This window comes from Agromyces molybdatiresistens, assembly GCF_052748445.2.
This window is the reverse complement of the sequence record NZ_CM188258.1, coordinates 3,265,106-3,288,543: the sequence shown is the minus strand read 5'-3', so window position 1 is coordinate 3,288,543 and position 23,438 is coordinate 3,265,106. Positions and strand designations below refer to the sequence as shown.

Annotated in this window: 27 protein-coding genes; 14 read left to right on the top strand and 13 right to left on the bottom strand. The window is 71.5% G+C overall.

The genetic code is table 11. The features are described from left to right. Positions 1–477, bottom strand: coding sequence for a MarR family winged helix-turn-helix transcriptional regulator (locus ACULK2_RS15175; RefSeq protein ID WP_445969890.1), 477 nt, complete (start codon positions 475–477; stop codon positions 1–3). A gap of 95 nt (positions 478–572) precedes the next feature. Between ACULK2_RS15175 and ACULK2_RS15170 the strand changes: the two genes are divergently transcribed. Then, positions 573–1,775: an FAD-dependent oxidoreductase gene (locus ACULK2_RS15170; RefSeq protein WP_445969889.1), complete on the top strand. Its 1,203-nt coding sequence runs from the start codon at positions 573–575 to the stop codon at positions 1,773–1,775. Positions 1,776–1,805: 30 nt separating this feature from the next. On the opposite strand, the gene msrA is transcribed toward ACULK2_RS15170, so the two are convergent. Both msrA and msrB read right to left on the bottom strand, forming a co-directional pair. Continuing rightward, complete coding sequence (gene msrA / locus ACULK2_RS15165) at positions 1,806–2,360, bottom strand: peptide-methionine (S)-S-oxide reductase MsrA (RefSeq protein ID WP_445969888.1); 555 nt, start codon at positions 2,358–2,360, stop codon at positions 1,806–1,808. Beyond that, positions 2,357–2,824: a peptide-methionine (R)-S-oxide reductase MsrB gene (gene msrB, locus ACULK2_RS15160; protein ID WP_445969887.1), complete on the bottom strand. Its 468-nt coding sequence runs from the start codon at positions 2,822–2,824 to the stop codon at positions 2,357–2,359. The genes msrA and msrB overlap by 4 nt, the downstream gene beginning before the upstream one ends. A 189-nt stretch (positions 2,825–3,013) precedes the next feature. On the opposite strand from msrB, the gene ACULK2_RS15155 reads away from it, so the two are divergent. Then, positions 3,014–3,979: a 5'-3' exonuclease gene (locus tag ACULK2_RS15155; protein ID WP_445969886.1), complete on the top strand. Its 966-nt coding sequence runs from the start codon at positions 3,014–3,016 to the stop codon at positions 3,977–3,979. Positions 3,980–3,991: 12 nt separating this feature from the next. Here the strand turns inward: ACULK2_RS15155 and ACULK2_RS15150 are convergent, their stop codons facing one another. From ACULK2_RS15150 to ACULK2_RS15135, 4 genes are all read right to left on the bottom strand, one after another. Then, positions 3,992–5,179, bottom strand: coding sequence for a hypothetical protein (locus tag ACULK2_RS15150; protein ID WP_445969885.1), 1,188 nt, complete (start codon positions 5,177–5,179; stop codon positions 3,992–3,994). Between the two features lie 10 nt (positions 5,180–5,189). Next, positions 5,190–6,269, bottom strand: a complete 1,080-nt coding sequence (locus ACULK2_RS15145; RefSeq protein ID WP_445969884.1) for a hypothetical protein — start codon at positions 6,267–6,269, stop codon at positions 5,190–5,192. 497 nt (positions 6,270–6,766) lie between these two features. Further along, the gene (locus tag ACULK2_RS15140; RefSeq protein ID WP_445969883.1) at positions 6,767–7,558 is read right to left on the bottom strand and encodes a hypothetical protein; all 792 of its coding nucleotides are present in this window, start codon (positions 7,556–7,558) and stop codon (positions 6,767–6,769) included. Positions 7,559–7,563: 5 nt separating this feature from the next. Then, positions 7,564–8,127, bottom strand: a complete 564-nt coding sequence (locus ACULK2_RS15135) for a hypothetical protein (protein WP_445969882.1) — start codon at positions 8,125–8,127, stop codon at positions 7,564–7,566. A gap of 101 nt (positions 8,128–8,228) precedes the next feature. Between ACULK2_RS15135 and ACULK2_RS15130 the strand changes: the two genes are divergently transcribed. Further along, entirely contained in the window at positions 8,229–8,717 is a 489-nt protein-coding gene (locus ACULK2_RS15130) for a nucleoside deaminase (RefSeq protein ID WP_445969881.1), read from the top strand. Between the two features lie 32 nt (positions 8,718–8,749). On the opposite strand, the gene ACULK2_RS15125 is transcribed toward ACULK2_RS15130, so the two are convergent. Then, positions 8,750–9,568: a class I SAM-dependent methyltransferase gene (locus ACULK2_RS15125; RefSeq protein ID WP_445969880.1), complete on the bottom strand. Its 819-nt coding sequence runs from the start codon at positions 9,566–9,568 to the stop codon at positions 8,750–8,752. Between the two features lie 97 nt (positions 9,569–9,665). Here ACULK2_RS15125 and ACULK2_RS15120 point away from each other — a divergent pair, with 97 nt between their 5' ends. Continuing rightward, positions 9,666–10,211: a hypothetical protein gene (locus ACULK2_RS15120; RefSeq protein ID WP_445969879.1), complete on the top strand. Its 546-nt coding sequence runs from the start codon at positions 9,666–9,668 to the stop codon at positions 10,209–10,211. Positions 10,212–10,242: 31 nt separating this feature from the next. Here the strand turns inward: ACULK2_RS15120 and ACULK2_RS15115 are convergent, their stop codons facing one another. Further along, on the bottom strand, positions 10,243–10,701 hold the full coding sequence (locus ACULK2_RS15115) for a hypothetical protein (protein WP_445969878.1): 459 nt from the start codon (positions 10,699–10,701) through the stop codon (positions 10,243–10,245). A 265-nt stretch (positions 10,702–10,966) separates the two neighbouring features. Here ACULK2_RS15115 and ACULK2_RS15110 point away from each other — a divergent pair, with 265 nt between their 5' ends. The 3 genes from ACULK2_RS15110 to ACULK2_RS15100 are packed head-to-tail and all read left to right on the top strand — an operon-like array spanning position 10,967 to position 13,659. Continuing rightward, positions 10,967–11,341 (top strand): YciI family protein, encoded by a 375-nt coding sequence (locus ACULK2_RS15110; RefSeq protein ID WP_445969877.1) that lies wholly within the window; start codon positions 10,967–10,969, stop codon positions 11,339–11,341. After that, entirely contained in the window at positions 11,323–12,747 is a 1,425-nt protein-coding gene (locus ACULK2_RS15105) for an RNA polymerase sigma factor (protein WP_445969876.1), read from the top strand. Before ACULK2_RS15110 ends, ACULK2_RS15105 begins: the two co-directional genes overlap by 19 nt. Positions 12,748–12,804: 57 nt before the next feature. Next, complete coding sequence (locus ACULK2_RS15100; protein ID WP_445969875.1) at positions 12,805–13,659, top strand: NAD-dependent epimerase/dehydratase family protein; 855 nt, start codon at positions 12,805–12,807, stop codon at positions 13,657–13,659. Positions 13,660–13,767: 108 nt separating this feature from the next. On the opposite strand, the gene ACULK2_RS15095 is transcribed toward ACULK2_RS15100, so the two are convergent. Next, positions 13,768–14,076 carry a hypothetical protein gene (locus ACULK2_RS15095; protein WP_445969874.1) on the bottom strand — a complete coding sequence of 103 codons (309 nt, stop codon included), beginning with the start codon at positions 14,074–14,076 and terminating at the stop codon, positions 13,768–13,770. A 239-nt stretch (positions 14,077–14,315) separates the two neighbouring features. Beyond that, entirely contained in the window at positions 14,316–15,350 is a 1,035-nt protein-coding gene (locus ACULK2_RS15090; RefSeq protein WP_445969873.1) for an SDR family oxidoreductase, read from the bottom strand. A gap of 149 nt (positions 15,351–15,499) precedes the next feature. Between ACULK2_RS15090 and ACULK2_RS15085 the strand changes: the two genes are divergently transcribed. Next, positions 15,500–16,447 carry a GlxA family transcriptional regulator gene (locus ACULK2_RS15085; RefSeq protein WP_445969872.1) on the top strand — a complete coding sequence of 316 codons (948 nt, stop codon included), beginning with the start codon at positions 15,500–15,502 and terminating at the stop codon, positions 16,445–16,447. 146 nt (positions 16,448–16,593) lie between these two features. On the opposite strand, the gene ACULK2_RS15080 is transcribed toward ACULK2_RS15085, so the two are convergent. Continuing rightward, a complete protein-coding gene (locus ACULK2_RS15080) occupies positions 16,594–17,211 on the bottom strand; it encodes a VanZ family protein (protein WP_445969871.1) in 618 nt (205 codons plus the stop codon). A gap of 202 nt (positions 17,212–17,413) precedes the next feature. Here ACULK2_RS15080 and gap point away from each other — a divergent pair, with 202 nt between their 5' ends. Next, positions 17,414–18,412 (top strand): type I glyceraldehyde-3-phosphate dehydrogenase, encoded by a 999-nt coding sequence (gene gap, locus ACULK2_RS15075; RefSeq protein ID WP_445969870.1) that lies wholly within the window; start codon positions 17,414–17,416, stop codon positions 18,410–18,412. 170 nt (positions 18,413–18,582) lie between these two features. Here the strand turns inward: gap and ACULK2_RS15070 are convergent, their stop codons facing one another. Next, complete coding sequence (locus tag ACULK2_RS15070) at positions 18,583–19,293, bottom strand: DNA alkylation repair protein (protein ID WP_445969869.1); 711 nt, start codon at positions 19,291–19,293, stop codon at positions 18,583–18,585. Positions 19,294–19,526: 233 nt separating this feature from the next. On the opposite strand from ACULK2_RS15070, the gene ACULK2_RS15065 reads away from it, so the two are divergent. The 5 genes from ACULK2_RS15065 (at position 19,527) to ACULK2_RS15045 (ending at position 23,234) form a co-directional block, all read left to right on the top strand. Further along, entirely contained in the window at positions 19,527–20,621 is a 1,095-nt protein-coding gene (locus ACULK2_RS15065; protein ID WP_445969868.1) for a fatty acid desaturase family protein, read from the top strand. Between the two features lie 301 nt (positions 20,622–20,922). After that, positions 20,923–21,477, top strand: coding sequence for a dihydrofolate reductase family protein (locus ACULK2_RS15060; RefSeq protein ID WP_445969867.1), 555 nt, complete (start codon positions 20,923–20,925; stop codon positions 21,475–21,477). 59 nt (positions 21,478–21,536) lie between these two features. Further along, the gene (locus tag ACULK2_RS15055; RefSeq protein ID WP_445969866.1) at positions 21,537–22,004 is read left to right on the top strand and encodes a hypothetical protein; all 468 of its coding nucleotides are present in this window, start codon (positions 21,537–21,539) and stop codon (positions 22,002–22,004) included. A gap of 110 nt (positions 22,005–22,114) precedes the next feature. Next, positions 22,115–22,765: an NAD(P)-binding domain-containing protein gene (locus tag ACULK2_RS15050; RefSeq protein WP_501044935.1), complete on the top strand. Its 651-nt coding sequence runs from the start codon at positions 22,115–22,117 to the stop codon at positions 22,763–22,765. Positions 22,766–23,045: 280 nt separating this feature from the next. Then, on the top strand, positions 23,046–23,234 hold the full coding sequence (locus ACULK2_RS15045) for a hypothetical protein (protein WP_445969864.1): 189 nt from the start codon (positions 23,046–23,048) through the stop codon (positions 23,232–23,234). The last annotated feature ends 204 nt before the right edge of the window (positions 23,235–23,438 follow it).

The following is a 23,438-nucleotide window of genomic DNA, read 5'->3' as shown; positions in this document are numbered from 1 at the left end:
CTAGCGGGCGCGCATCCGCTCGACCTCGGCGCGGTTGACGTCGGCCGCCCGTGCGAGCAGGTCGTTGGCGAAGGCGAGCTGCTCGTCGGAGAGCGAGTCGAGCACCTCACCCCATCGCTCGGTCACCCCCGCGTACGCGGGGCCGACCGCGGCCGCGATCGCATCGGCGTCGGCGGTGACGAGCACCCGGCGACGGTCCTGCGGATCGCGCGAGCGGGAGACGAAGCCGGCACGCTCCAGTCGGTCGACGACGGCCGTGATCGCTCCGCCTGCGGTGAGTCCCGTGCGCGCCGCGAGCTCGCCCGGCGTCGCCGGCCCGCTCGAGAGGAGGAGCCCGACCGCCTGCAGGTCGGTGCCGTTGAGGCCGGCGGAGCGCGCCACCGCGTCCTGGAAGAGCACGGCATGGGCCATGAAGTCGCGCATGACCTCGGCGTTGCGCGCCAGGAGGGCGCGACGGGTTGACGGTGAACGCGGCATCCGATATTCTCTCGATCTTAGAGAGACTCGGATATCGAGACTCTCGTTGTCGGTATCAGTCTATCGCCCGCCTCACGGGTGGAAGGAGGAGCGCCATGCCCACCGCGCTCATCGTCGGCGGCGGCGTGGTCGGGCCAGCTCTCGGCATGTTCCTCGCCCGCGCGGGCTGGCAGGCCCGCATCCTCGAGGCGTCACCGGCGAGGAACGCCGACGAGGGGGCCTTCCTCAACCTCGCGACGAACGGGCTCGACGTGCTCGACCAGCTCGGACTCCGCGACGCGATCCTCGCAGAAGGGCATCGCGCCGGTCGCATGGTCATGCTGAGCGGTCGCGGGCGAGAGCTCGGGGTGGTCCCCAACGGTCCGGCCGGCGACCTCGAGCGGGGCGGCGTGGTCGTCCGTCGCTCGCACCTGCACGCGGTGCTCCGCGACGGCGCGGCGAAGGCCGGCGTGCCGATCGAGTACGACGCTCGCGTGACCGGCATCCGCTCGTCGCGCGATGCCGCGACCGCAACGCTCGCCGGCTCCCGCGAGCTGCGCGCAGACGTGGTCATCGGCGCCGACGGCATCGGGTCGCTCACGCGAACCTGGATCGATCCCGGCGCGCCCGCGCCGACCTACACCGGTCTGGTCGGCCTGGGCGGATTCGCCAGGGTTCCCGGCATCGCGCCCACTCCTGAGACGCAGGTGATGGTCTTCGGCGCGCGGGCGTTCTTCGGGTACCTCGTGCGCGATGACGGACTCGGGTACTGGTTCGCGAACCTCACGAGCCCCGAGCCGGATCGCCGCGCACTCGGCGCGATCCCGACCGCGTCCTGGCTCGCCCGACTCGCCGAGCTGCATCGCGATGATCCGTTCCCCGTCCGGGAACTCGTCGCGCACACGGTCGGCGCGGTCAGCGCGTACCCGATCCACGCGCTCCCGAACGTGCCGCACTGGCATCGCGACCGCGTCGTCGCACTCGGCGACGCGGTGCACGCCACGAGTCCGAGCGCCGGTCAGGGGGCGTCACTCGCCCTCGAGGATGCGATCACGCTCGCGCGCGCACTCCGCGATGCACCCGACCACACCACGGCGTTCGACGCCTTCGTGCGGATGCGCCGTCCGCGCGTGGAACGCATCGTCGGCTACGCCCGGGCCGTCGACCGCAACAAGCGCGTCACGCGGTCGCGCGTCGGCATCGCCATCCGCGACGCCATGCTGCCCCGCTTCCTGGCCCGCGCGATGGACGACCATCGCAACGACGACCTGTACGCATACCGCGTCGACTGGAATGCCGAGGGCGTGCCCGTCGGGTGACGGACACGCCCGTTCATGCTGCGACGAGTGTCAGCTCGCGGCGGACTCGGCCCCGGCGTTGCGCTTCGGCAGCTTCCAGTCCGGGCGCACGAAGTGGCACGTGTAGCCCCACGGCATGCGCTGCAGGTAGTCCTGGTGCTCCGGCTCGGCCTCCCAGAAGGCACCCGCGGGCGCGACCTCGGTGACGACCGGGCCGGGCCAGATGCCCGAGGCGTCCACGTCGGCGATGGTCTCGATCGCGGTGTCGTACTGGGCGTCGCTCGTCGGGTAGATCGCCGAACGGTAGCTCGTGCCGATGTCGTTGCCCTGGCGGTTCTTCGTCGTCGGGTCGTGGACCTGGAAGAAGAACTCGAGCAGGTCGCGGTAGCTCAGCTTCTCGGGGTCGAAGACGACCTCGAGTGCCTCGGCGTGCGAACCGTGGTTGCGGTAGGTCGCGTACTCGACGTCGCCGCCGCTGTACCCGACGCGCGTGTCGATCACGCCCGGGAGCTTGCGGACGAGATCCTCCATGCCCCAGAAACAGCCGCCCGCGAGGACCGCGGTCTCGGCTCCGGGAACGGTGGTGATGGCGCCTGGCGTGGTCATGCGGTCTCCTCGGTGGTGGTGGTGGCGAACAGGTGGCGGTACTCGCCGTAGCCCTCGGCCTCGAGGTCGTCGAGGTGCACGAAGCGCAGCGCGGCCGAGTTGATGCAGTAGCGGAGGCCGCCGGCATCCGCGGGTCCGTCGTCGAAGACGTGGCCCAGGTGGCTGTCGGCACCCGCGGACCGGACCTCGACGCGCTTCATGAAGAACGAGCGGTCGACCTTCTCGGTGACGGCGGTCTCATCGATCGGGCGCGTGAAGCTCGGCCAGCCGGAACGGCTGTCGTACTTGTGCACGCTCGCGAAGAGCGGCTGCCCGGAGACGACGTCGACGTAGAGGCCCGGATCGTGGTTGTTCCAGTACTCGTTGCGGAACGCCGGCTCGGTCGCGTCGTCCTGCGTGACCTTGCGCTGCAGCGGGGTGAGGCGGTCGACCGCCTCGGGAGTCCTGCGATAGTCGTGTGACACGGTTGCTCCTTCTCCGGCGGCTCCGGCTGGGCCGCCCGGACGGTGTCACCGGCTGGGCCGGTTACATATTCATCCATGAAGAAGAACCGCCGAGCGGCGGCGGATGTTCCGCAGGATGCGCCCGCCCGCTGTGGGTTCGCTGTGAGCGGCCGGAGTGCCGTCGTCGGGCGGTGGTGGGAGGATCGGCGCATGGCCGATCGACTGATGCTCCTCGACACCGCGTCGCTCTACTTCCGGGCGTTCTACGGCGTGCCCGACTCGCTGAAGCGCGCCGACGGCACGCCCGTGAACGCGGTGCGGGGGCTCCTCGACATGATCGCCCGCCTCGTCGCCGAGTTCGAGCCCACGCACGTCGTCGCATGCTGGGACGACGACTGGCGCCCGCACTGGCGCGTCGAGCTCATCCCGAGCTACAAGGCCCACCGCGTCGAGCAGGTCGTGCCCGCCGGGCCCGACATCGAGGAGGTGCCCGACCCGCTCGAGGCGCAGCTCCCGATGATCCGCGAGACGCTCGGGCTCCTCGGCATCCCGATCGTCGGCGTCGCGGCGCACGAGGCCGACGACGTCATCGGCACCCTCGCCACGCACGCGACCATGCCGGTCGACGTCGTCTCGGGCGACCGCGACCTGTTCCAGCTCGTCGACGACGACCGCGGCGTGCGCGTCATCTACACCGCGCGCGGCATGAACCGGCTCGAGCTCGTCACGAACGAGTGGGTCGTCGCCAAGTACGGCATCGAGGCGTCGCAGTACGCCGACTTCGCCACGCTCCGCGGCGACACCTCCGACGGGCTGCCGGGCGTCGCCGGGGTCGGCGAGAAGACCGCCGCGGGCCTGCTCGGCGACTTCGGCTCGCTCGATGCGATGCTCGCGGTCGCCTCGGGCGATCAGGATGCCGCGGCCGCCGCGCCCGCGACGATGTCGGCGTCGATGCGCGCGAAGCTGACGGGCGCCCACGACTACCTCGCCGTCGCACCGACGGTCGTGAACGTGGTGCGCGACCTCGACCTGCCGTCGGCGGAGGAGCTCGGGGCACGGCTCGCGCCCGTCACGGGCGCTCGTCGCGAGACGCTCGAGGACCTCGCGGAGGAGTGGAACCTCGGCGGGTCGGTGCCGCGCGTGCTCGCGTCGCTGGACCGGGTCCCCGCGGGCTGAAGCGAAGCGGCTTCAGCGGCGCGCTTCGGGTGCGAGATGAGCGTCAACGTCGGACTCTCGCACTACCGCCCTCCTGTCACGCGCAGCCGCGGCCTCGCGCGTCGACCAACGCACTATCGCCAGGGCGGCGACAGTCGCGATGATCGAGACTCCGATGCCCGCCAGGAAGAAGCTCCACTCCCTCCACCGCAGCCCCGAGAGATCTTCGAAGTAGAGCCGGAATCCGTCGTCCGTGATGACTGGTCGGGCGGTCGTCCAGCTTTCCCTTCGCGATTCGAAGCGCGAGTTGCCCGCCGGCGTGTCGGTCGAGACTCCCTCTGCGTACACGAGATCCATATACGGGGCGACCAGGATCTGCGCGCGGCGCGTGCTTTCGAGCACTGAAGCCGCGTCATCGGCCGACGCGCTCGACGCCGCCAGGGCGGGGAAGGCGAACACTTGGCGAGTTCCCAGATCCGTCCAGAAAGGAATCGACGAGAACTGACAGGTGACGTAGTTGTACCATCCGCCGATCTGCCGATTCTCGGAAGCATCGCTTGTCACTTCCCAGGTCGAGTCGTAGGCGTACAGTTCTGTCGGCTGGATCACGGTGTAGTCGAGGGTCGACGCCAGCGCCACCGAGTCCGCAGGAACCACATCATCAGCCGTGACGAAGTCGGAGGCTTCCGCAATTTCTGCACGAGTATCGCTCGCGCGCAGGTATTCGACTACGGCTTTCTTCTCGAGGTTCGACAACGAATCGAAAGCCATTTCCTCAACGACGGCGAACCTCGGATCGTTGCAGCTGACCAAGGCTGACGCCACAGGCCCGGCGAGGACGATCGAGATACCTTCAGGGGCTCCTCCATCGGGAGGCTGAACCTGATCCGCCAACTGGACAGGCGTGCCGGAGGAAGCCTCCTCGACGTGTGGGGGATTGGTCGGCTCGGGCTCGGAATGAATGGGCTCAATCGTTCGTGTTCCCCCGGCGAGCGCCTCTGTCCCGAAGCTGAAACTGAAGTACATTCCGAGATTCGCGGATGGATCGTTCGGATCGACATCGAGGATCTGCGCGGTGATCACCGCGCCTTCGACCTCGTCGTGTACGGCGAATGCGACGAGAGAGGTGCGAGGAGGAACCTGACTGTCGCCCCACAGTTCCGCCAGCGCGAGCCAGACGAATACAACTCCGATGGCGGCAGCTGTCAGATAGCCGGCCATGGCCCATCTGCTACTGATCATCTTGGGCGCTCACCTTCATGCGCGGGCGGGACGTCACCGTGTCGATGATCGCCGGTATGAGTGCGATCAGGATGCTCGCGAGAAATCCGATGGCCACGAACCGCACTTGACGGAAATCGTCGACCGACGCCGAAGTGAAAGCCGCGCGGAGTTCGCTCACGGCAACGGCGCGTCGTGTCGGGTAGTCCCATGCCCCCCATTGATCAGCAAATGCGAGGGCGTCCGCGTTCGATGTGGTCGGCACGACGCTCGAGAAGTTCATCGCGAAGTCGGGGTCCGGGGCGAAGGTCACACGCCGGTCCGCATACACGTACGCCTCTTCGCCGGCGGACCCGTCGAACACGCCGCGCGCCACGATCAGATCGGGGAACGTGAACACTTCGTCGTCGCCCCAACCTTGCCAGAACACCGCCGGCTCGAATGCGCAGGTGAGCGTAGCGTTCCGAACCGAGGAGTACGTGCGTTCGTCGTCGTCGAGGCGTATCGTGCGTTGTCCGGGCTCGCTCCAGACTGTCGGCACCGCGACGACGAACTTCAGCTCGCTGATCTCATTGTCGACGGCTTCGCGCGACGCCGTCCGGCTTTCTTCGTGGTACTCGACTGCACCTGTCATGGGCGCAACGAGCAGATAGTCGCGCACACCATTCGCCTGTGCCTCGGAAAGCTTCGAAGCGGGCAGCGTTGCGAGATCCCACCCGTCGCCGTAGCAGGAGGGTTCGGCAAGCGCGGCGTCGCCACCGATCAGCACCGATACTCCAGCGGTGATCGTGGAGGCCACCGTGAAGCGCACCTCGATCGGTCGATCGCTGTTCACCGCGATGGGCTCGTCCACAATCGCCCAGCCCAACATCGCACCTTCGGAAGTGTTGGACGCGAACATGAACAGGCCGTTGTTCGCTGCAGGAGCGGCAGACGGCGGTTGCGAACTGAGAGTCTGCGTGATCAGAGTAGTGAGTGGGACGACCGCCGCCACGCACGCGACGACGGGGAGCAACCAACGCCGTCGGTGGCTCGCCCATTTCGATGCCGAGCGCGTCGCCTCGCGGAGCTGGCCGATGACTGTGTTCATGCGAATCTCGCTGCGCTTCGTTCGCGACGGCGCAGGAGGTTCGGAGGGCCTGCGTCGATCGCATGCGCAGTCCAGCCGCGGCCTAGGTCATCTGCTTGCTGCCCCATATCGTCCCCTACCCCCGCGCCCTTATCTATCACATGGAGGGGTCGGCATTGTTACCTTCGTCGAAGGAAGGGCAATTCCTGACGTTTGTCACCCGGCGCGCCTCATCCCACCAATTCGCGAGTACCGCGAGAACATTCACGTGACAGGGCAGATGAATGCTGGTAGCCCCTTCTTCGTGTGATCCTTCATGACCGTCATTGCGTGTGCACGTTCGTGGGGGCATCGGTATGCGACGACGGTCAAGCGCTGTCTGAATTCACTCTTCGTCCCGATGGTTTCGCTTCCTCTGGCAGGGCGTGCCACCGGACTGATTCGCGGTCAGTGATGCGCATCCTTGGATCCCTGGGTCGGGCACCCCGCAGAAAGGCGGTCCGGCGTCGGTTGACGCGTCAGCAGCCGGGGCCGTCGGGCACTGCGGCGCAGTCGCCGGTGACGAGGACGGTGTCGAACTCGCCGACGAGCACGCTGAGTTGCGGCGCCGGGAGGCTGAGCGTCCCGTCGATCCAGCGCCAGGCGGAGCCGTCGAACCGGTACTCGGCGACGTAGACCACGGTCGGCTCGACCGTGTAGCGGCCGGATGCGGCGTACGTGTGACTCGTCAGCGTCGGGGTGAACTCGGCGAGGCCGAGCTGCTCCCACGTGGCGCCGGGGTCCGCGGCGTGGACGAGGGTGCCGTCGGAGTGCCGCCACTGGTACGCGACGGGGTGGAAGCGCACCTCGGCCGGCCGGCCGAGCAGCGTGCCCGATCGGGTCTCGACGGATGCTGCGCCTATGAAGTTCGCTGGAAGGTCGACGACGGCCCATCCGTCGGGCTGCATCTGTCCTGACGGCACGCTCGGCCGGAACGACGCGATGTCGCGAAGGGTGACGGTCGGCTCGCCCGGTGCGACAGGCTCGGGCTCGGCGCCCTCGAATGCGCACACCGTGGGGTTCTCGGGGTTGCAGACGTCGCGCGGGGGAGCGACGGGGCGGGCGGGTTCTGCGGCGGAGATCGTCTTGGGGTCGGGGGTGTGGCCGTCGGCGGAGGAGTCGTGGGTGGACTTCCCCGCTCGAATCAGCTCAGCGATGATTTCTACGGTGTCGACTGGATCTGTTCCGGAGCCCGGAAGGATTATGCCGGCGAGGTCGGTGTCGGACGGTGTTGCATCGGTCGAGTGAGGTGCGGCCGCGACCGCGGCCACGGTGATTAGCAGAAGGAATCGTCCGACCATCGCTCGATCTCGCTAACGAGTAGTTGCCTTGGTTCGCCAGCCTCGAAGTGCGCGAGGATCGGTTGCACGATCTGGCGACCTTCCGGAGTCACGTCGTTCCCATCGGAATCGACGACGCGTGTCGCGGAGATGTCCCGGCAGAAATAGACCGAGACTATCGGGCTCTGCTCCGGCGAATATTGTGCGAGCTCCCCGCCGGAGACGGTCGCCGCGCCCTCGATATGTAGGCCAGCATCGTGTAGAGCTTCGAATTCAGCCTCCACCTGCGAATACAGGTCTGGGGTAACAAGGTCGCTCAGGCGCTCAGGTTGGGCGCCACCCTCATACCCCACCGCAGTCGAGGTGACGCTGTACGCCTCATACGCCTCGACCGCCGCCGCCAGCGCCTCCTCGTCGCTGTCGAACAGCGGCGGCTCCGCGACATCCGTCGTCGGGGTCGGCTCGGGCGCGGGGTCGGCTGTCGCGCACGCGGTGAGGCCCGCCAGCGTCACGCCGGCGAGGGCGAGCGCAGCGAGGCGACGGGGGAGGGCTCGGGGCATGCGGTCCAAGGTAGGGGATGAGTGCGAGGGGGAGCGCCGTCATCCACAGGCGGATGCGCAGAATGGGAGGCGGCGGCATCGGTCGACGAAGGAGGAAGCGCATGGGCGAGCTCGACCGTATCGAAGACGGCGACCTGGCGTGGCTGCGGCGCTGCGTCGATCTGGCGTGGGCGGCGCGCGAGCGCGGCGACCATCCGTTCGGGTCGGTGGTCGTCACCGCCGACGGGCGCAGCGTCGAGGGGATGAACACCGTGGTGACGCGGCGCGATCCGACCGGGCACGCCGAGACGAACGTCGTGCGGGCGGCGGCCGAGGTGCTCGACGAGTCCGAGCTCGCGGGCGCGACGCTCTACACGAGCACCGAGCCGTGCGCGATGTGCTCGGGCGCCATCTACTGGAGCGGCATCCCTCGCGTCGTGTTCGCGCTGTCGGAGGCGGGCCTGCGCGGGATCGTCGCCGAGCAGGAGGGCGTGCCGACGCTCAGCCTGCCGTCCCGGGAGGTGTTCGCGCGCGGCGGGCGCCCGGTGACGGTCGTCGGCCCGACCGAGCTGCCCGAGGCGGCCTCGGTGCACGACGGCTTCTGGACCTGAGGCCCGGCGATCGGACCGGGGCCGACCGAGTCTCAGCCGACGCGACCGCTGACCGCCCACGCCCGGGCGACGAGCGCGATGGAACCGTCGGGCCGGGTCGCCGCGTCCGTCGCCTCACGCATGCTCTCGCGGATCGCGCCGCGCGCGGCATCCGTCACCGACGCCAGGTAGGACGGCGCGGGACCCTGGCCGCCGAGGAACGGCGACCACAGGTCGTCGAAGTCGGCGAACACCGTGTCGACGTCGATGGGTTCGACGCCGACGGATGCCGCGTCCATGCCGGGCGCGCCCGACCAGAGCTCCACGAGCGGCTCGGGTCGGCAGATCGGGAAGCGCCGCCCCTCATCGAGCGCGGCCGCGTCGGCGTCGACCGACGCGGCGGCATCCCAGAAGATCCGCAGCAGCCGCATCCCCTCGACGTAGTCCCACACGTAGGCCGCGACGAGCGCGCCGGGAGCAGCGACCCGTACGGCCTCCGCGAGGGCGGCTGCCGGGTCGGGCACGAAGTTGAGGACGAGCCCCGAGACGACGGCGTCCGCGCTGTCGTCGGGCAACGGGAGGTGCTGCGCATCGCCCACGAGGAAGCGGGCCCCCGCACGGCCGGCGACGCCGGGACGCTCGCTCGCCACCGCGAGGAACCCCTCCGACGGGTCGACGCCGACGATCGTCGCCGGAGCCCACCGCGCGATCGCGGCAGCGGTGAGGGCACCCGTGCCGCAGCCCACATCGACCCAGCGGGCGCCGGGTTCGAGCGGGAGCCCGTCGACGAACCGTTCGGCGACGAGCCGACTCCAGCGGCCGATGTATCGCTCGTACGGCGCGCCCTCGTGCCAGCGGTCGGTCACGGCCATGGGGGTGTGTCTACGCCCATCGGTCTCGCACGGCAACCGGGTGCGAGTCAGGGCGAGCCCTGTCCCGGGTCGTCGATGCCCCGGATACGCTCCAGCTATGCACCCGAATCCGGCCACGCGCGCGCGTCCGGCCACGCACCCGAGTCCGCGAAGCGCGGCATCCGTCGCCCTCACCGTCCTCGCGCTCGCGGCGGCCGGCCTGCTCGCCGGTTGCGCGCCGGCCGGCCCGGTGGCACCCGCCGCGTCCGAGCCCGCAGCCACGACAGCGGCGCCGGAGCCGACCGAGAGCGCCATGCCGCCGGCGTCGGACGAGCCGATCGAGGCCGACGCCGACCGGCCGCTCGAGGCCATCGACGCGTACGCGCTGTGCCGCGCGCAGACGTACGCGTACTACCCGGGTGACTTCGCGCTGCTCGAGTACGCGCCGTTCGCCGACGCGACCGTGCTGATGCGCGACGACGGGCTGTGGTTCGTCTACATCGAGGTCGACGACGGCAACCGCCCGGCCGACCTCGTCGACTCGGGCGCGAGCAACTGCATCCTCGGCGGCACGATCGGGGAGCCGCAGTGGGAGCTGTTCGGCGTCGTGACGCGTGGGCAGGACGTCATCGACGACTACAACGCGCCGCTGCCCACCGCCTGACCGGGCCCGGCGACGGGGCGGATGCCGCGGCTCAGGTCGGCACTCCCGGCGCGGCCGGGCCGGTCGGCGCGAGCCAGTGCCCGGGGGCGGGGAGCATGACGCCGGCACTCGCCGCCGCGATCACGGCGAACGCGTAGATCGCGACGCCGATCGCGAGCCCGCCGAGCACCATCGCGAGCGGAACCGCCCACGTCACGCGAACGCCGGCCCGCCGGTACCGCGAGGGCGCCATCCCCGCGACCCAGATCGCCGCCGCGCCGAACCCCGCGATCCACACGGTGCGGAGGGCCTCGCCCTCGAGCGGCGCGAACAGCGCGATGCCGAGCGCGCCGACGCCGAGGAGCACCGCTGCCCACGCGAACAGTCGGCCCATGCCGAGCCCGCCGACGTCGTACTGGTCGCCGAACCACGGCGCCGGCGGCTCGCCGGTCGGGACGGCGCGGTCGTCGGGATCCTCGGGTTCGATGGGCTCGCGCGCGGGTCCGGTCATGCGTCGATCGTACGTGCGCCGCGCGCCGCGCCATCCGCTCGTGCTGCCTCGCCCGGTCGCGTTGCTCTGTTGCTCGCTTCTCCGGAGGATTCCGGCGTGTCGCCGGGATCCGCGGCGTGGCGTCCTGAGATGCCATGCGGTTCCGGCAGCGGGCCGTGAGAAACGTGTGCAACGGGTGTCGATCGTGGCGAGGGTGGATCGTCATCATGTCGACGGGCCGGACGTGCTCGGTACAGTGACCGCTGATGGCTGGAAGGAGACCTCCATGCGCTACACCCTGCTCATGCACTACCCCGAGGTGGCCGACGAACTCGACCCCGCGGCGATCGAGGAGGCGCAGCGCGCCTTCGCCAGCTACACGGAGACGCTCGAGGCCGCCGGCGCGCTCGTGTCCGCCGAGGTGCTGCAGCCGTCGTCGAACACCACGACGCTGCGCCTCGCGGATGGCGCGCTGCAGGTCCAGGACGGGCCCTTCGCCGACACCAAGGACCAGCTCGGCGGCACCATCGTGCTCGACGTCGCCGACCTCGACGCCGCGATCGAGTGGGCGCGCCAGGCGCCGCCGCTCCAGTGGGGCGCGATCGAGATCCGTCCGGGCGCCGTGTACACCGTCGCGGGCGCGTGGACGCCGAACGCCTGAACGCCCCCGCCCCGGACGGGGACGGGCATGCGGCGGACGCGGCCGGCGACGGGCGGGGCGCGGGCGACTCCGCGGGGGCCGGTGCCGCCGTCGCCCGCGCCGCGGCCGACGCCGCCGCGGCCCGCGCCGCGCGCGAGTCGTACGGTCGTCTCGTCGCGCTGCTCGCGGCATCCACCGGCGACCTCGCGCTCGCCGAGGACGCGCTCGCCGACGCCTTCGAGCGTGCACTGCGCGCGTGGCCGGATGCCGGCGTGCCAGCCAACCCCGACGGATGGTTGCTCACCGTGGCCAGGAACCGAGAACGCGACGAGTGGAAGTCCGCCGCCCGCCGCCGCGCCGCGCCGCTGCCGGAGAACGACGACCCGCGCCCCGCGCGGAACGACGGAACGCCGGAGTTCGCACACGACCCGATCGCCGACGTCGACCCCGACCGCATCCCCGACCGGCGGCTCGAGCTCCTCTTCACGTGCGCGCATCCGGCGATCGACCCGGCCGTGCGCACGCCGCTCATGCTCCAGGCCGTGCTCGGCTTCGAGGCGGTCGAGGTCGCTCGCGCCTTCGCCGTGCCGCCCGCCACGATGGCGCAACGGCTCGTGCGCGCGAAGCGTCGCATCCGCGACGCGCGGATCCCGTTCGCGGTGCCGGATCGCGGCGCGATGCCCGAGCGCCTGCCCGCCGTGCTCGAGGCGATCTACGGATGTCTCGCGCTCGACTCGCGCGGCGACGCCGAGTCGCTCGCGGGCGAGGCGCAGTACCTCGCCGTGGTGCTCGCCGGTCTCCTCGAGCACGAGCCGGAGGCGTGGGCCCTCGCGTCGCTGACGACGCTCGTACTCGCACGGCGTGGGGCGGATGCCACGGGGTTCGTGCCGCTCGACGAGCAGGATCCGGCGACGTGGGATGCCGACCTCCTCGACGAGGGCGAGGTCTACCTGCGCCGCGCGGCGCGGGAACGCGGCCGCGCACCGGGCGACACCGGCCCCGGCCCGGGCTCCGGCCCCGGCCCCGGCCACGGGGCGGCCCCGGGTCCCGGGCGGTTCGAGCTGGAGGCGGCCATCCAGTCGGTGCACGCCGGCCGCCGTCGCACCGGACGGACCGACTGGGCGGCGCTCCGGACCCTGTACGACGCGCTGCGCGTCGTCGCCCCGAGCCTCGGCGCGGAGGTGGCGCGTGCGGTCGTCATCGGCCGGCTCGACGGGCCCGACGCCGGAATCGAGGCGATGCCCGACGAGGCATCCGCGTTCCAGCCCTGGTGGGCCGCCCGGGCGCACCTGCTCGCTCGCGCGGGGCGGCCGGGCGACGCGGCCGACGCGTTCCGGCGGGCCGCGGGCCTGGCGACCGACCCCGGCGTCCGCGCGTACCTCATCGGGCGTGCCGAGCGGCTGGACGCCGACGCGCACCCCGGTTGACGCGCGGTCGGCGGCGCACGGCAGGATGGAACGGTCGGACCAACGAAGGGAACGCCCATGTCGATGCGGATCTGCGTGACCGGAGCCTCGGGGCTGGCGGGTCGCGCCGTCGTGGCCGACCTGCTCGATCACGGCTACGAGGTGCTCGCGACGGATGTCGTGCCGCCGTCGCCCCTGCTGCCCGCGCGCTGGTCGCGGCCCGACCTCGTGTATACGCAGGCCGACCTGACCGACTTCGGCGACACCGTCGAGGTGCTCTCCGGCGTCGACGCGGTCGCGCACCTGGCGGCCATCCCGGCGCCGACGATCTTCACGCCCGCGCGCACGCTGAACGTCAACAACGCGATGAACTCGAACGTGTTCCTCGCGGCTGCCCAGCTCGGCCTCGAGAAGGTCGTGTGGGCCTCGAGCGAGACGACCCTCGGGCTCGACTTCGGGCCCGACGCGCAGCCCGACTACCTGCCGCTCGACGAGGACCACTACCCGAAGCCGACGTCGACCTACTCGCTGTCGAAGGTGCTCGGCGAGACGATGGCCGAGCAGATCTCCGGATGGACGGGCATCCCGTTCGTGGCGCTGCGCTTCTCGAACGTCATCGACCCGACGCGGTACGGGGCGTTCCCGGGCTTCGAGAGCGACCCGACCTCGCGGCTCTTCAACGCCTTCGGCTACATCGACGTGCGCGACGCCGCGCAGTCGGTGCGCCGGGCGGTCGAGGCGGAGGTCTCCGGAGCCCGTGCCCACGTCATCGCCAACGCCGACACGGTCATGACCCGGCCGACGCGCGCGCTCATCGAGGAGTTCTTCCCGCACGTGCCGTTGAAGGCCGAGTTCGACGGCAACGCGTCGTTGTTCTCGATCGAGCGGGCGCGCGAGGAGCTCGGGTTCGAGCCCGAGCACGGCTGGCGGTGAGCCGGGCGCGCTCCGCGCGCCGACCGCCGCGGACCGCGCGCCGACCGCCGCGGACCGCGCGCCGACCGCTGCGGACCGCGCGCCGACCGCCGTCCCGGCCGGCTGGGGTCAGCCGGCGCCGGCGCCGGCCGGCATGAGCAGCGCGGGGAGCACCGAGATCGCGACGATCGCGAGGGCGCCGATGCCGAGCCAGATGCCGGCGATCGCGGCGGTCGAGGGGCGTTCGCCGACGCGTCGGGCCCGTGCCCGCGAGATCAGGCCGAGCGTCGAGGCGAACAGCGCGAGCGCCGCGAGGATCCCCGAGACGAGCGTCTCGCGGAGGGGCGTCGCGAACGCGATCGCGACGGTCGCGATGCCGAGCCCGAGCGCGGCGGCGCCGAGTGTGCGACCCCGCGTGCCGGGGCGCGGCGGTGTCACGACGGGGCCCGTGGTCAGGCGTCCGTCGTGAGACGGGCGTGATTCGGCTGCCGACATTGCGCTCCCCCCACACAGCTCGCGATCGATGTCACACAGCATCCTCCCGCGGCCCGGAACCGCATGACGCCGGATCTCGCCCTGTCGACGTTGCGATCCGATCACGACGGTTGCGATCCGGTCACGGTGGTTTCGACCGGGTCACGAATCGAGCGGGCCCTCCGTTTCGGAGGTCGGGTGCATCAGCGCGTGACGAGCCCGAGCGCGATGAGGCTCTCCGCCGACGCGAGGATCGCCTCCTCGCGCGAGCGGGGCGTCCAGCCGAGCATGCGCGTCGCCTTCTCGTGCGAGGCGTCCATCTTCCGGCCGAGTTCGGAGGCGACGGCGCGCACGTCGGGCACGAAGGGGGCGAGCACGCGCACGACCCAATCGGGCATCGTCCGCCTCGGGATCCGCGGCGCGCGATCGCCGAGCTCGGCGCGAAGCATCGCCGCCATCTCGGGGAAGCTGATCGAGTCGCCCGACACGGCGAGGAATCGTTCGCCCGCGGCATCCGGATGTCGCATCGCGAGCAGGTGCAGGTCGGCGACGTCGCGGGCATCGACGGCGTTGGTGCGTCCGTTGGGGAGCGCCGGCGCCACCCCGTTGAGCATGCTGAGGAGGAGGACGAGCGAGGTCGAGAGGTCGTCCCCGATGGCCGGACCGAAGACCGCGACCGGGTTCACCACCGCCAGCTCGAGACCGCCGCCGTCGCCGTCGACGTAGTCCCAGGCCGCACGCTCGGCCAGGGTCTTCGACCGCACGTACGGGCGGACGCCGGGCGCGTCGGGGTCGGTCCAATCGGCCTCGGTGAAGCGGTGCCCCGCGCTGTGGCGGTGCCCGTAGCCGATGGCCGCGAAGGACGAGGTCTGCACCACCCGGCGCACGCCCGCGTCGCGGGCCGCCCGGAGCACGCGGAGCGTGCCCTCGCGCGCCGGGCGGATCAGCTCGTCGTGGTCCTTCGGATCCTGCGCGGGGAAGGGGGAGGCCACGTGCAGCACGTGCGTGGCGCCGCGGGCGGCGGCGTCCCATCCGGCGTCGTCGAGCAGGTTGGCCGCGACGACGTCGACCTGCGACGGGTCGCCGCCGCCGAGCCGGACGAGCGCTCGCAGGTCGTCGGCGCGCGCCAGGTCGCGCACCGTCGCGCGCACGCGCGTGCCCTCGGCCAGCAGCCGGACGATGCAGTGCACGCCGACGAATCCCGTGCCTCCGGTGACGAGCACCAGGTCCTCGTCCATCAGGGCCTCCCGGGTCGGACTCTACCCGGACGGTCGGTCGCCGGTCCCGGAGGGGGACGCACGGCGTGCCGGGCCGGCGGCGCGGGACCGCCTCGGGACGGCGTGCCCGATCCTTGCGCTCGGTGGCATCCTTGCCATGGGAGGTGCGGATGGCGCGCAGGAACCACCGGGTGGCCGTGCTCGTGCTCGAGGGCGCGAAGCCGCTCGACGTCGGCATCCCGGCGCAGATCTTCACGACCCGGGCGAGCATGCCGTACGAGGTCCGCGTGTGCGGCGCACAGCCCGGGCCGGTGACCGGCGGGGACGGGCTCTCGTACCACGTGGCCGACGGGCTCGAGGCGTTCGAGTGGGCCGAGACGGTCTTCATCCCGGGGTACCGGCACCCCGACCGCGACGATCCGCCCGCCGCGGTCGTCGACGCGCTGCGCGAAGCGCACGAACGCGGAGCGCGCCTCGCGGCGATCTCGACGGGGGCGTTCGCGCTCGCCGCGACGGGGCTGCTCGACGGGCGCCGGGCCACGACGCACTGGCACTACACGCGCGCGTTGCAGGCGCGGCATCCGCTCGTCAGGGTCGACGAGAACGTGCTGTTCGTCGACGAGGGGCAGGTGCTGACGTCGGCGGGCGCGGCATCCGGCATCGACCTCTGCCTGCACCTCGTCCGCCGCGACCACGGCGTCGCGGTCTCGAACCACGCCGCGCGGCGGCTCGTCGCGGCGCCCTACCGGAGCGGCGGGCAGGCGCAGTACGTGCCGCGCGCATTGCCCGAGCCGCTCGGCGAGGTGTTCGCCGCGACCCGCCAGTGGGCGATGGAGCACGTGCAGGATCCGCTCACGCTCGCCGACCTCGCGCGGAACGCGAACGTGTCGCCGCGCACGTTCTCGCGGCGGTTCGTCGAGGACACGGGCTACACGCCCATGCAGTGGATCCTGCGCGCGCGCATCGACCTCGCGCGCGAGCTGCTCGAGCGCACCGACCTCGGCGTCGAGCAGATCGCCGACCGTGTCGGGCTCGGCACGGGCGCGAACCTGCGGCTGCACTTCCACCGCATCCTCGGCACCTCCCCGAGCGAGTACCGCCACACCTTCTCCGCCTGACGCGTGGTTCCGTTCTCAGGAGAATCTCGGCGTGTCGCGGGAATCGGGGTGTGTCGTCCTGAGGACGGTGCGGTTTCGCGGAGCGCTCCTGAGGAACGAGTCGGCCGCGGCGCGCGAGCGGGCGGGGCGGGCGGGCGGGCGACGGGTCAGCGGATGCCGCGGCCGGCGGCCGAGCGGTCCGCCGACGCCGAGCGTGGGGGAGCGGGCGGCGCGCTGCTCGCGGCCGACCCCCGGGCGCCCGAGCCGGGGCGGACCGGGATGCTGCCGGTCGACGTGAAGGTCGACAGGGGGCCCGTCGGGGTGCGGGCGACGGAGCGGGCGAGCGCCGCGCGGCGGCGGGCGCGGAGCGCGTTCGGGATGCCGGCGATCGCATCGGAGATGCGCGCGATCAGGATGCCGATGACGGCGCCGAGCGAGTTCGCGACGAGGTCGCGCGGGTCGGAGATCCGATCGGCCATCGGGATCTGCGCGATCTCGATGAGCAACGCGAATCCGGCCGCCATCGCGGCGGGCACGATCGGCGGCGCGCCCCGCACGGCGAACGCGAGCAGGGCGCCGAACGGCACGAAGAGCAGCACGTTCAACTCGAACTCGGTCCGCGAGCCGATCGCCCAGGTGTCGGCGTCGAACCAGATGCCCGGGTCGAGCACACCCCCGGGCGCCTGGTTCCCGTACACCGCGCCGGGGGCAGGGCCGAGCGTCAGCCACATGACGACGACGGCGTACGCGAAGAGCAGTACGGCGGCGGCTCGGGACGGGCGCATCCCCCGATCGTCCCGGCCGAACCTTTGTCGTTCCTGTGCGCCGGGTGGGAGGTCCGGCCCAGTCGGATGCCGACGCGAGGTTCGTCGTTCTGCGAGCACGAGTTGGCGAGATCCTTTCGCATGCTGTCGCTCCGGCCACTGCCGGGACATCCGTCACACCATGATGCTGGAACGTGCAACAGAGGAAAGGACCCCTGACGTCATGACCCGCATCGCCGTCAACGGATTCGGCCGCATCGGCCGCAACGTCGTCCGCGCGCTCATCGAGCGCGACGCCGACTTCGAACTGGTCGCCGTGAACGACCTCACCGAGCCCGCGGCGCTGGCGCGCCTGCTGAAGTACGACACGGTCGGCGGCCGCTTCGGTCGCACCGTCGAGGTGGACGGCGACGTCCTCGTGATCGACGGTCACCGCGTGAAGGTGCTCGCCGAGCGCGACCCCGCGAAGCTGCCCTGGGGCGAGCTCGGCGTCGACATCGTGCTCGAGTCGACCGGCCGCTTCACCGACGCCGAGGCCGCGAAGGCGCATCTCACGGCCGGCGCGAAGAAGGTGCTCGTGAGCGCCCCGTCGAAGGGCGCCGACGTGACGCTCGCCTACGGCGTGAACACGGATGCCTACGACCCCGCGTCGCACACGATCGTCTCGAACGCGTCGTGCACGACCAACGCGCTCGCGCCCCTCGCGAAGGTCCTCGACGACCTCGCCGGCATCGAGCACGGCTTCATGACCACGATCCACGCGTACACGCAGGACCAGAACCTGCAGGACGCCCCGCACTCCGATGCGCGTCGCGCCCGTGCGGCCGCCGAGAACATCGTGCCGAGCTCGACCGGTGCCGCGAAGGCCATCGGCCTCGTGCTGCCCGGTCTCGACGGCAAGCTCAACGGCGACTCGATGCGCGTGCCGGTGCCGGTCGGCTCGATCGTCGAGCTCAACGCGACCGTGTCGAAGGACGTCACCCGCGACGAGGTGCTCGCCGCGTACCGCGCCGCCGCCGAGGGCCCGCTGAAGGGCGTGCTCGAGTACTCCGAGGAGCCGCTCGTCTCGAGCGACATCGTCGGCAACCCGCACTCGTCGATCTTCGACGCCGCGCTCACCCGCGTCGACGGCAAGCACATCAAGGTCGTGGCCTGGTACGACAACGAGTGGGGCTTCTCGAACCGCGTGATCGACTCGCTCGGGCTGCTCGCCGCGGCCTGATCGCAACCGACTCCGGTCGGCCCGGGACCACGCTCGCCGGGTCGGCCGGCCCCGACATCGCGTCGGCGGGGGAGTGGAGCCCCCGCCGGCGCGATTTCGCGTCTGCCGGCGGGCGGGCGAGCCCGGCTCCTGCGAGCCGACCGGCGCGGACGGGCCGTCGCGGCCCGTCGCTACGTGCTGCCGCCGCCGGCGCGCGAGTACCGGGCGCCGGGCGGCAGCTTCTCGCGCGCCGCGCGGAGGATGGGCCGCGGCATCCGCTCGGCGTTGGCGACGAGGAAGGCCACGAGGCCGTCCGGGTCCACCGGACCCAGGTGCCGGAGCGCGATGCCCACCGGCTTCCAGACGACCGGATCGGGGTCCTCGAGCAGCACGCCGGCGAGCCGGAACACGTCGGCCCTCGCCTCGCCATCGCCCCGGCGCAGGAACCCGAGCGGTGCCGTCATCGCCGTGCGTCGCCGCAGCGGGTCGGATGCCGCGGCCAGCTCGAACAGGGGCTCGCGCGATCGGGTCGCGAGGTACTCCCCGATCACGCGCGGCGCCGCGCGATCGACCATGTCCCACGAGTCGATGCGGTCGTGCCGTCGGAGGTAGAGCTCGTACCGCTCGCGTCGCAGCGCCTCGTCGCGCGAGCCGCGCACCGAGAAGTCCATGACGCAGAACGCCGCGAGCCGAGGCTCGTACGCGGGCTCGTCGAGAAGCCGCTCGATCTCGTCGAGCGGCATGCGCGAGTGGCGCTTCGCGATGTCGAACAGCGTGCCCATCCGGAGCCCGAGCACGTCGGCGCCGCCGTGGTAGTGCCGTTGGGGGCGCTCGTCGGGCCGCGCTCCGGCGCGCAGCTCGGCGAGCAGGGAGGCGGCGGTCGGCGTGGCGGTGGCGGCCATGGCCCTCACGCTAGAGCCTGCGAGTGACATCGGGACGGAACCCCGGCGCGGTGGCGGCTCGCGAGCATCGACGTGCGCGTCCTCGCGGCGGCGACTGAAGCTGAGAATTCCTCCGAAACGGAGATCCGCATGCGTGCGCCGATGTAGCCTGAAACGAGGCGGGACCGGCAGGCGCCGGATGGCGACGACAGGAGTTCCGCCGGCGCACCGCCGGTGCGGGGAAGCAGGTCGTCATGACCGGAATCGTCGAGGTCGCGACCAGGAACACCTCCGCCCGCGGCGCCCCGACCAACAGCGACTTCACGGACCTTGCGCGACTGGTCAAGTCCGAGGGCCTGATGCGACGGCGATACGGCTACTACTGGACGAAGCTCGTCGCGGTGCCGGTGTCGTTCGCGGTCGCGATCGCCGTGTTCGTCTGGATCGGCGACACCTGGTGGCAGCTGTTCACCGCGGTGGGATTCGCGGTGCTGTTCACGCAGACCGCGTTCCTCGGGCACGATGCCGCGCACCGGCAGATCTTCCGATCCGGCAAGTGGAACGACTGGATCTCCCTCGTCATCGGCGACCTCTTCATCGGCATGAGCTACGGGTGGTGGCAGCACAAGCACACCCGACATCACGCGAATCCGAACGTGCTCGGCGTCGACCCCGACATCGACCTCCCCGTCATCGCCGTCACGCCCGATCGCGCCGCCCGGGCACGGACGCGGGTGACCAAGTGGATCATGTCGCATCAGGGCGTCTTCTTCTTCCCGATCCTGCTGCTCGAGGGGCTCTCGCTGCACGCCTCCAGCGTTCGCCGCGTGCTCGCGCGCGACCCCGTCGCCCGGCGCCCCGTCGAGATCGCGTTCCTCGCCATCCGGCTGGCCGGGTGGGTGACACTCGTGTTCCTCGTGCTCTCGCCGGGGGTTGCGGCCGCCTTCCTCGCCCTGCAGCTCGGGCTGTTCGGCGTGTACATGGGCATGTCGTTCGCACCGAACCACAAGGGCATGCCCCTCGTGCCGAAGGGTGCCCGACTCGACTTCCTCCGTCGGCAGGTGCTGATGAGCCGCAACATCCGCGGCAGTCGCCTGCTCGATATCGCGATGGGCGGTCTCAACTACCAGATCGAGCACCACCTCTTCCCATCGATGCCACGCCCGCACCTGCGCCGCGCCGCGCCGCTGATCGCCGAGTACTGCCGAGAGCGCGGGGTGCGATACACCGTGACCGGGCTGTGGCAGAGCTACGGCATCGTGCTGCGGTACATCAACCGGGTCGGTCTCGGCGAGCGGGACCCGTTCGCCTGCCCGCTCGTGGAGCAGCGGGCGAGCCTGACACCCTGAACGGCGCCCCGCGGTGCCGCGCACCAGGTGATCCTCTCCCTCCGGAAGGTGGTGGCGAGGTGTTCGCGGTACACCGTGCCACCTCGTTCCACGGATGAACGGCGTCGCCGGTCGCGCCACGCCCCCGTGGTCTCGCCGACACCGATCGCCCGCGACACGGATCGCCCGCGACACGGATCGCCCGCGACACCGATCGCCCGCGTCACCGATTCCGCCCGGATGTCGATCGCGCCCCGGCTCGTTCGACGTCCAGAATGAGACGGAATTCACCGCCTCGCCCGAACCGAGCAAAGGACGACCCATGCGCACCCTCATCGTGACCGAGTTCATCACCCTCGACGGCATCGTCGACTCGCCCGGCGGCGGCGACCACCCGCGCGCGGGCTGGACCTTCAAGGAGGTGCCGTTCGTCGAGGAGGCCTACGAGATCAAGGGCCGCGAGCAGCTCGAGGCGGGAGCGATGCTCATGGGCCGCGTCAGCTACGACGAGTTCGCGCCGGTCTGGCCGAGCATGACCGACGAGTTCGCCGAGTACAACGCGATGCCGAAGTACGTCGTCTCCTCGACGCTCCAGGACCCCGAGTGGAACAACACCACCGTGCTGCGCTCGCTCGACGAGGTCGCCGAGCTCAAGGAGGGGGACGGCGCCCCGATCATCGTGCACGGCAGCGCGACGCTCGCGAAGGGGCTCGCCGCGGCCGGCCTCGTCGACCGCTACCACCTGCTCGTCTTCCCGGTCGCGCTCGGCGAGGGCAAGCGCCTCTTCGACGGCGACGAGCAGGGCACCCTGAAGCTCGTCGAGCACGAGGCGTACTCGAACGGCGTCGTGAAGCACGTCTTCGACGTGGTTCGCTGAGCCGGGGCGAGCGGATGCCGCGGGGCGGGCGAGACGACGAGGCGATCGAGGATGCCGCGGTGGCGGCCGCGAGCGGCGAGCCCGCGCCATCCGCCTCACTGACGGTCGGCGACGCCGACCCGGTGACGGATGCCGCGCGGCGGCCGTGGTGGCGACGACGCCCGCCGGCCGACCACGACCGGCTCGCCCGCGGCATCTGGTGGGCCGGCCACGTGCAGCTCTTCATCGCGCTCGCGCTGCTCGTCGGATGCGGCGCGCTGGTCATCGCCGGCATCGCGCGCGGCGACCAGGGGCTGTCGTTCTCGGTGCTCGGCCTCGCGATGGCCGGCCCGTTCGCCATGTCCGGCCGCATGCTGCGGGCGAGCAGCGCATGGCGCACCTACTGGGGCCCGACCGATCGGCGGAACTGGGCGCCGCGAGCGGCCGTGCTCGTGGCGACGGTCGTCGGCATCGCGATCCTGTCGATCGTCGCCACGACCGTGATCGCGTACCTGATGCTTCCGTTCATCTGGTCCTGGTCGTCGTGACGACGCGGTCCGCGCCGTGCGGGCGTCCATCCGCACCGCCTGCCTGAACGTTCGTGCAGAGATCCCGCCGACGGGGAACAGCGCGGCCGCGGCATCCGTTGGCCCTCACCATGACCACTCTCGGAATCATCGGAGCAGGACACATCGGCAGCCAGGTCGCGCGCGCGGCGGTGGCGAACGGCTACGAGGTCGTGATCGCGAACTCGCGGGGACCGGAGACCCTGGCAGGACTCGTCGACGAACTCGGTCCGGCGGCGCGCGCCGCGACGGCGGCCGAGGCCGCCGAGGCGGGTGACGTCGTCGTCGTGACGGTGCCGTTCAAGGCGTACGCCTCGATCCCGGTCGCACCGCTCGCCGGCAAGATCGTCATCGACACGAACAACTACTACTGGGAGCGCGACGGCCGCGTGCCGGCGCTCGACGAGGGCCGCGCGACGGTGTCCGGCATGCTGCAGGAGCACCTGCCGGAGAGCCGCGTCGCGAAGGGCTTCAACCACATCCGCTCGGCGGAGATCACCAGCGACGCCCGGCCGGCGGGCGACCCGGGGCGCCGGGCGTTGGCGACCTCGAGCGACTTCGAGGATGCCGCGGCGTTCGTCACCCGTCTGTACGACGAGTTCGGGTTCGACACCGTGAACGTCGGGCCGCTCGACGAGAGCTGGCGCGTGGAGCGCGACCAGCCGGCGTACGGCCTGCCGCAGACGCGCGACGAGCTCGTCGCGAACCTCGCGCGCGCCGAGCGACCGCAGGCCGCCGCCTGAGGCGCCGGCCGCGGAACGAGATCTCGTCCGGGTGACGCGATCCGCGTGACGGACGCGCTCCGGACAGTCCCTGCGGGTCAGGGCGTGCCGTGACCCGCCACGACTGTCCTGACACTCCCCGACCGTGCCGTTCGAGTGACCGGACGGCGCGGGCGGGGCGTCGCAGTGTGACGGCGACACCTCCACCTTCCGCTTTGCGGTGAGGGCGGTTCGCGGTATCTTCCTCTGCACCGGTTGACGACGACGTCATGATCGCTCCGACGACCGAGAAGAGGAGACCATGATCTACGAAGACCGGGACCGCCTGAAGCGCGCCCTGCAGGCCAGCGCAGAGGGAACCAGCCGACAGCTCGAACTCGACGAGGCCGCACGCGAGTGCGCCGAGGCGCTGATCACGGGCGCGATCGACCTGGCTCAGGTCCACGCACAGCGCTACTCCGAGCTGAAGGGCGAGCCCGCCCCGGCCTGAGGCGACGGATGCCGCGTGCTCGCGCCGCGGTGCGGGAGGCGGATGCCGCGCGCTCGCGCCGCGGTGCGGGAGGCGGATGCCGCGTGCTCGCGCCGCGAACGCCGGCGCTTGCCGCGTGCTCGCGCGACCGCCGGCCGAAAACCGCGCGAAACGCGCCGGGTGCATACTGATCCCGAGCGCCGGGCCGCCCCCTCCCGAACCGGA

Coding starts and splice junctions, on each gene's coding strand:
- ACULK2_RS15100 (WP_445969875.1), top strand. CDS start 12,805: ATGTCGATGCGGATCTGCGTGACCGGAGCCTCGGGGCTGGCGGGTCGC.
- ACULK2_RS15070 (WP_445969869.1), bottom strand. CDS start 19,293: ATGGCCGCCACCGCCACGCCGACCGCCGCCTCCCTGCTCGCCGAGCTG.
- ACULK2_RS15115 (WP_445969878.1), bottom strand. CDS start 10,701: ATGACCGGACCCGCGCGCGAGCCCATCGAACCCGAGGATCCCGACGAC.
- ACULK2_RS15170 (WP_445969889.1), top strand. CDS start 573: ATGCCCACCGCGCTCATCGTCGGCGGCGGCGTGGTCGGGCCAGCTCTC.
- ACULK2_RS15060 (WP_445969867.1), top strand. CDS start 20,923: ATGCGCACCCTCATCGTGACCGAGTTCATCACCCTCGACGGCATCGTC.
- ACULK2_RS15120 (WP_445969879.1), top strand. CDS start 9,666: ATGCACCCGAATCCGGCCACGCGCGCGCGTCCGGCCACGCACCCGAGT.
- ACULK2_RS15125 (WP_445969880.1), bottom strand. CDS start 9,568: ATGGCCGTGACCGACCGCTGGCACGAGGGCGCGCCGTACGAGCGATAC.
- gap (WP_445969870.1), top strand. CDS start 17,414: ATGACCCGCATCGCCGTCAACGGATTCGGCCGCATCGGCCGCAACGTC.
- ACULK2_RS15150 (WP_445969885.1), bottom strand. CDS start 5,179: ATGGCCGGCTATCTGACAGCTGCCGCCATCGGAGTTGTATTCGTCTGG.
- msrA (WP_445969888.1), bottom strand. CDS start 2,360: ATGACCACGCCAGGCGCCATCACCACCGTTCCCGGAGCCGAGACCGCG.
- ACULK2_RS15135 (WP_445969882.1), bottom strand. CDS start 8,127: ATGCCCCGAGCCCTCCCCCGTCGCCTCGCTGCGCTCGCCCTCGCCGGC.
- ACULK2_RS15085 (WP_445969872.1), top strand. CDS start 15,500: ATGGCGCGCAGGAACCACCGGGTGGCCGTGCTCGTGCTCGAGGGCGCG.
- ACULK2_RS15145 (WP_445969884.1), bottom strand. CDS start 6,269: ATGAACACAGTCATCGGCCAGCTCCGCGAGGCGACGCGCTCGGCATCG.
- ACULK2_RS15175 (WP_445969890.1), bottom strand. CDS start 477: ATGCCGCGTTCACCGTCAACCCGTCGCGCCCTCCTGGCGCGCAACGCC.
- ACULK2_RS15090 (WP_445969873.1), bottom strand. CDS start 15,350: ATGGACGAGGACCTGGTGCTCGTCACCGGAGGCACGGGATTCGTCGGC.
- ACULK2_RS15080 (WP_445969871.1), bottom strand. CDS start 17,211: ATGCGCCCGTCCCGAGCCGCCGCCGTACTGCTCTTCGCGTACGCCGTC.
- ACULK2_RS15130 (WP_445969881.1), top strand. CDS start 8,229: ATGGGCGAGCTCGACCGTATCGAAGACGGCGACCTGGCGTGGCTGCGG.
- ACULK2_RS15155 (WP_445969886.1), top strand. CDS start 3,014: ATGGCCGATCGACTGATGCTCCTCGACACCGCGTCGCTCTACTTCCGG.
- ACULK2_RS15045 (WP_445969864.1), top strand. CDS start 23,046: ATGATCTACGAAGACCGGGACCGCCTGAAGCGCGCCCTGCAGGCCAGC.
- ACULK2_RS15050 (WP_501044935.1), top strand. CDS start 22,115: ATGACCACTCTCGGAATCATCGGAGCAGGACACATCGGCAGCCAGGTC.
- ACULK2_RS15110 (WP_445969877.1), top strand. CDS start 10,967: ATGCGCTACACCCTGCTCATGCACTACCCCGAGGTGGCCGACGAACTC.
- ACULK2_RS15065 (WP_445969868.1), top strand. CDS start 19,527: ATGACCGGAATCGTCGAGGTCGCGACCAGGAACACCTCCGCCCGCGGC.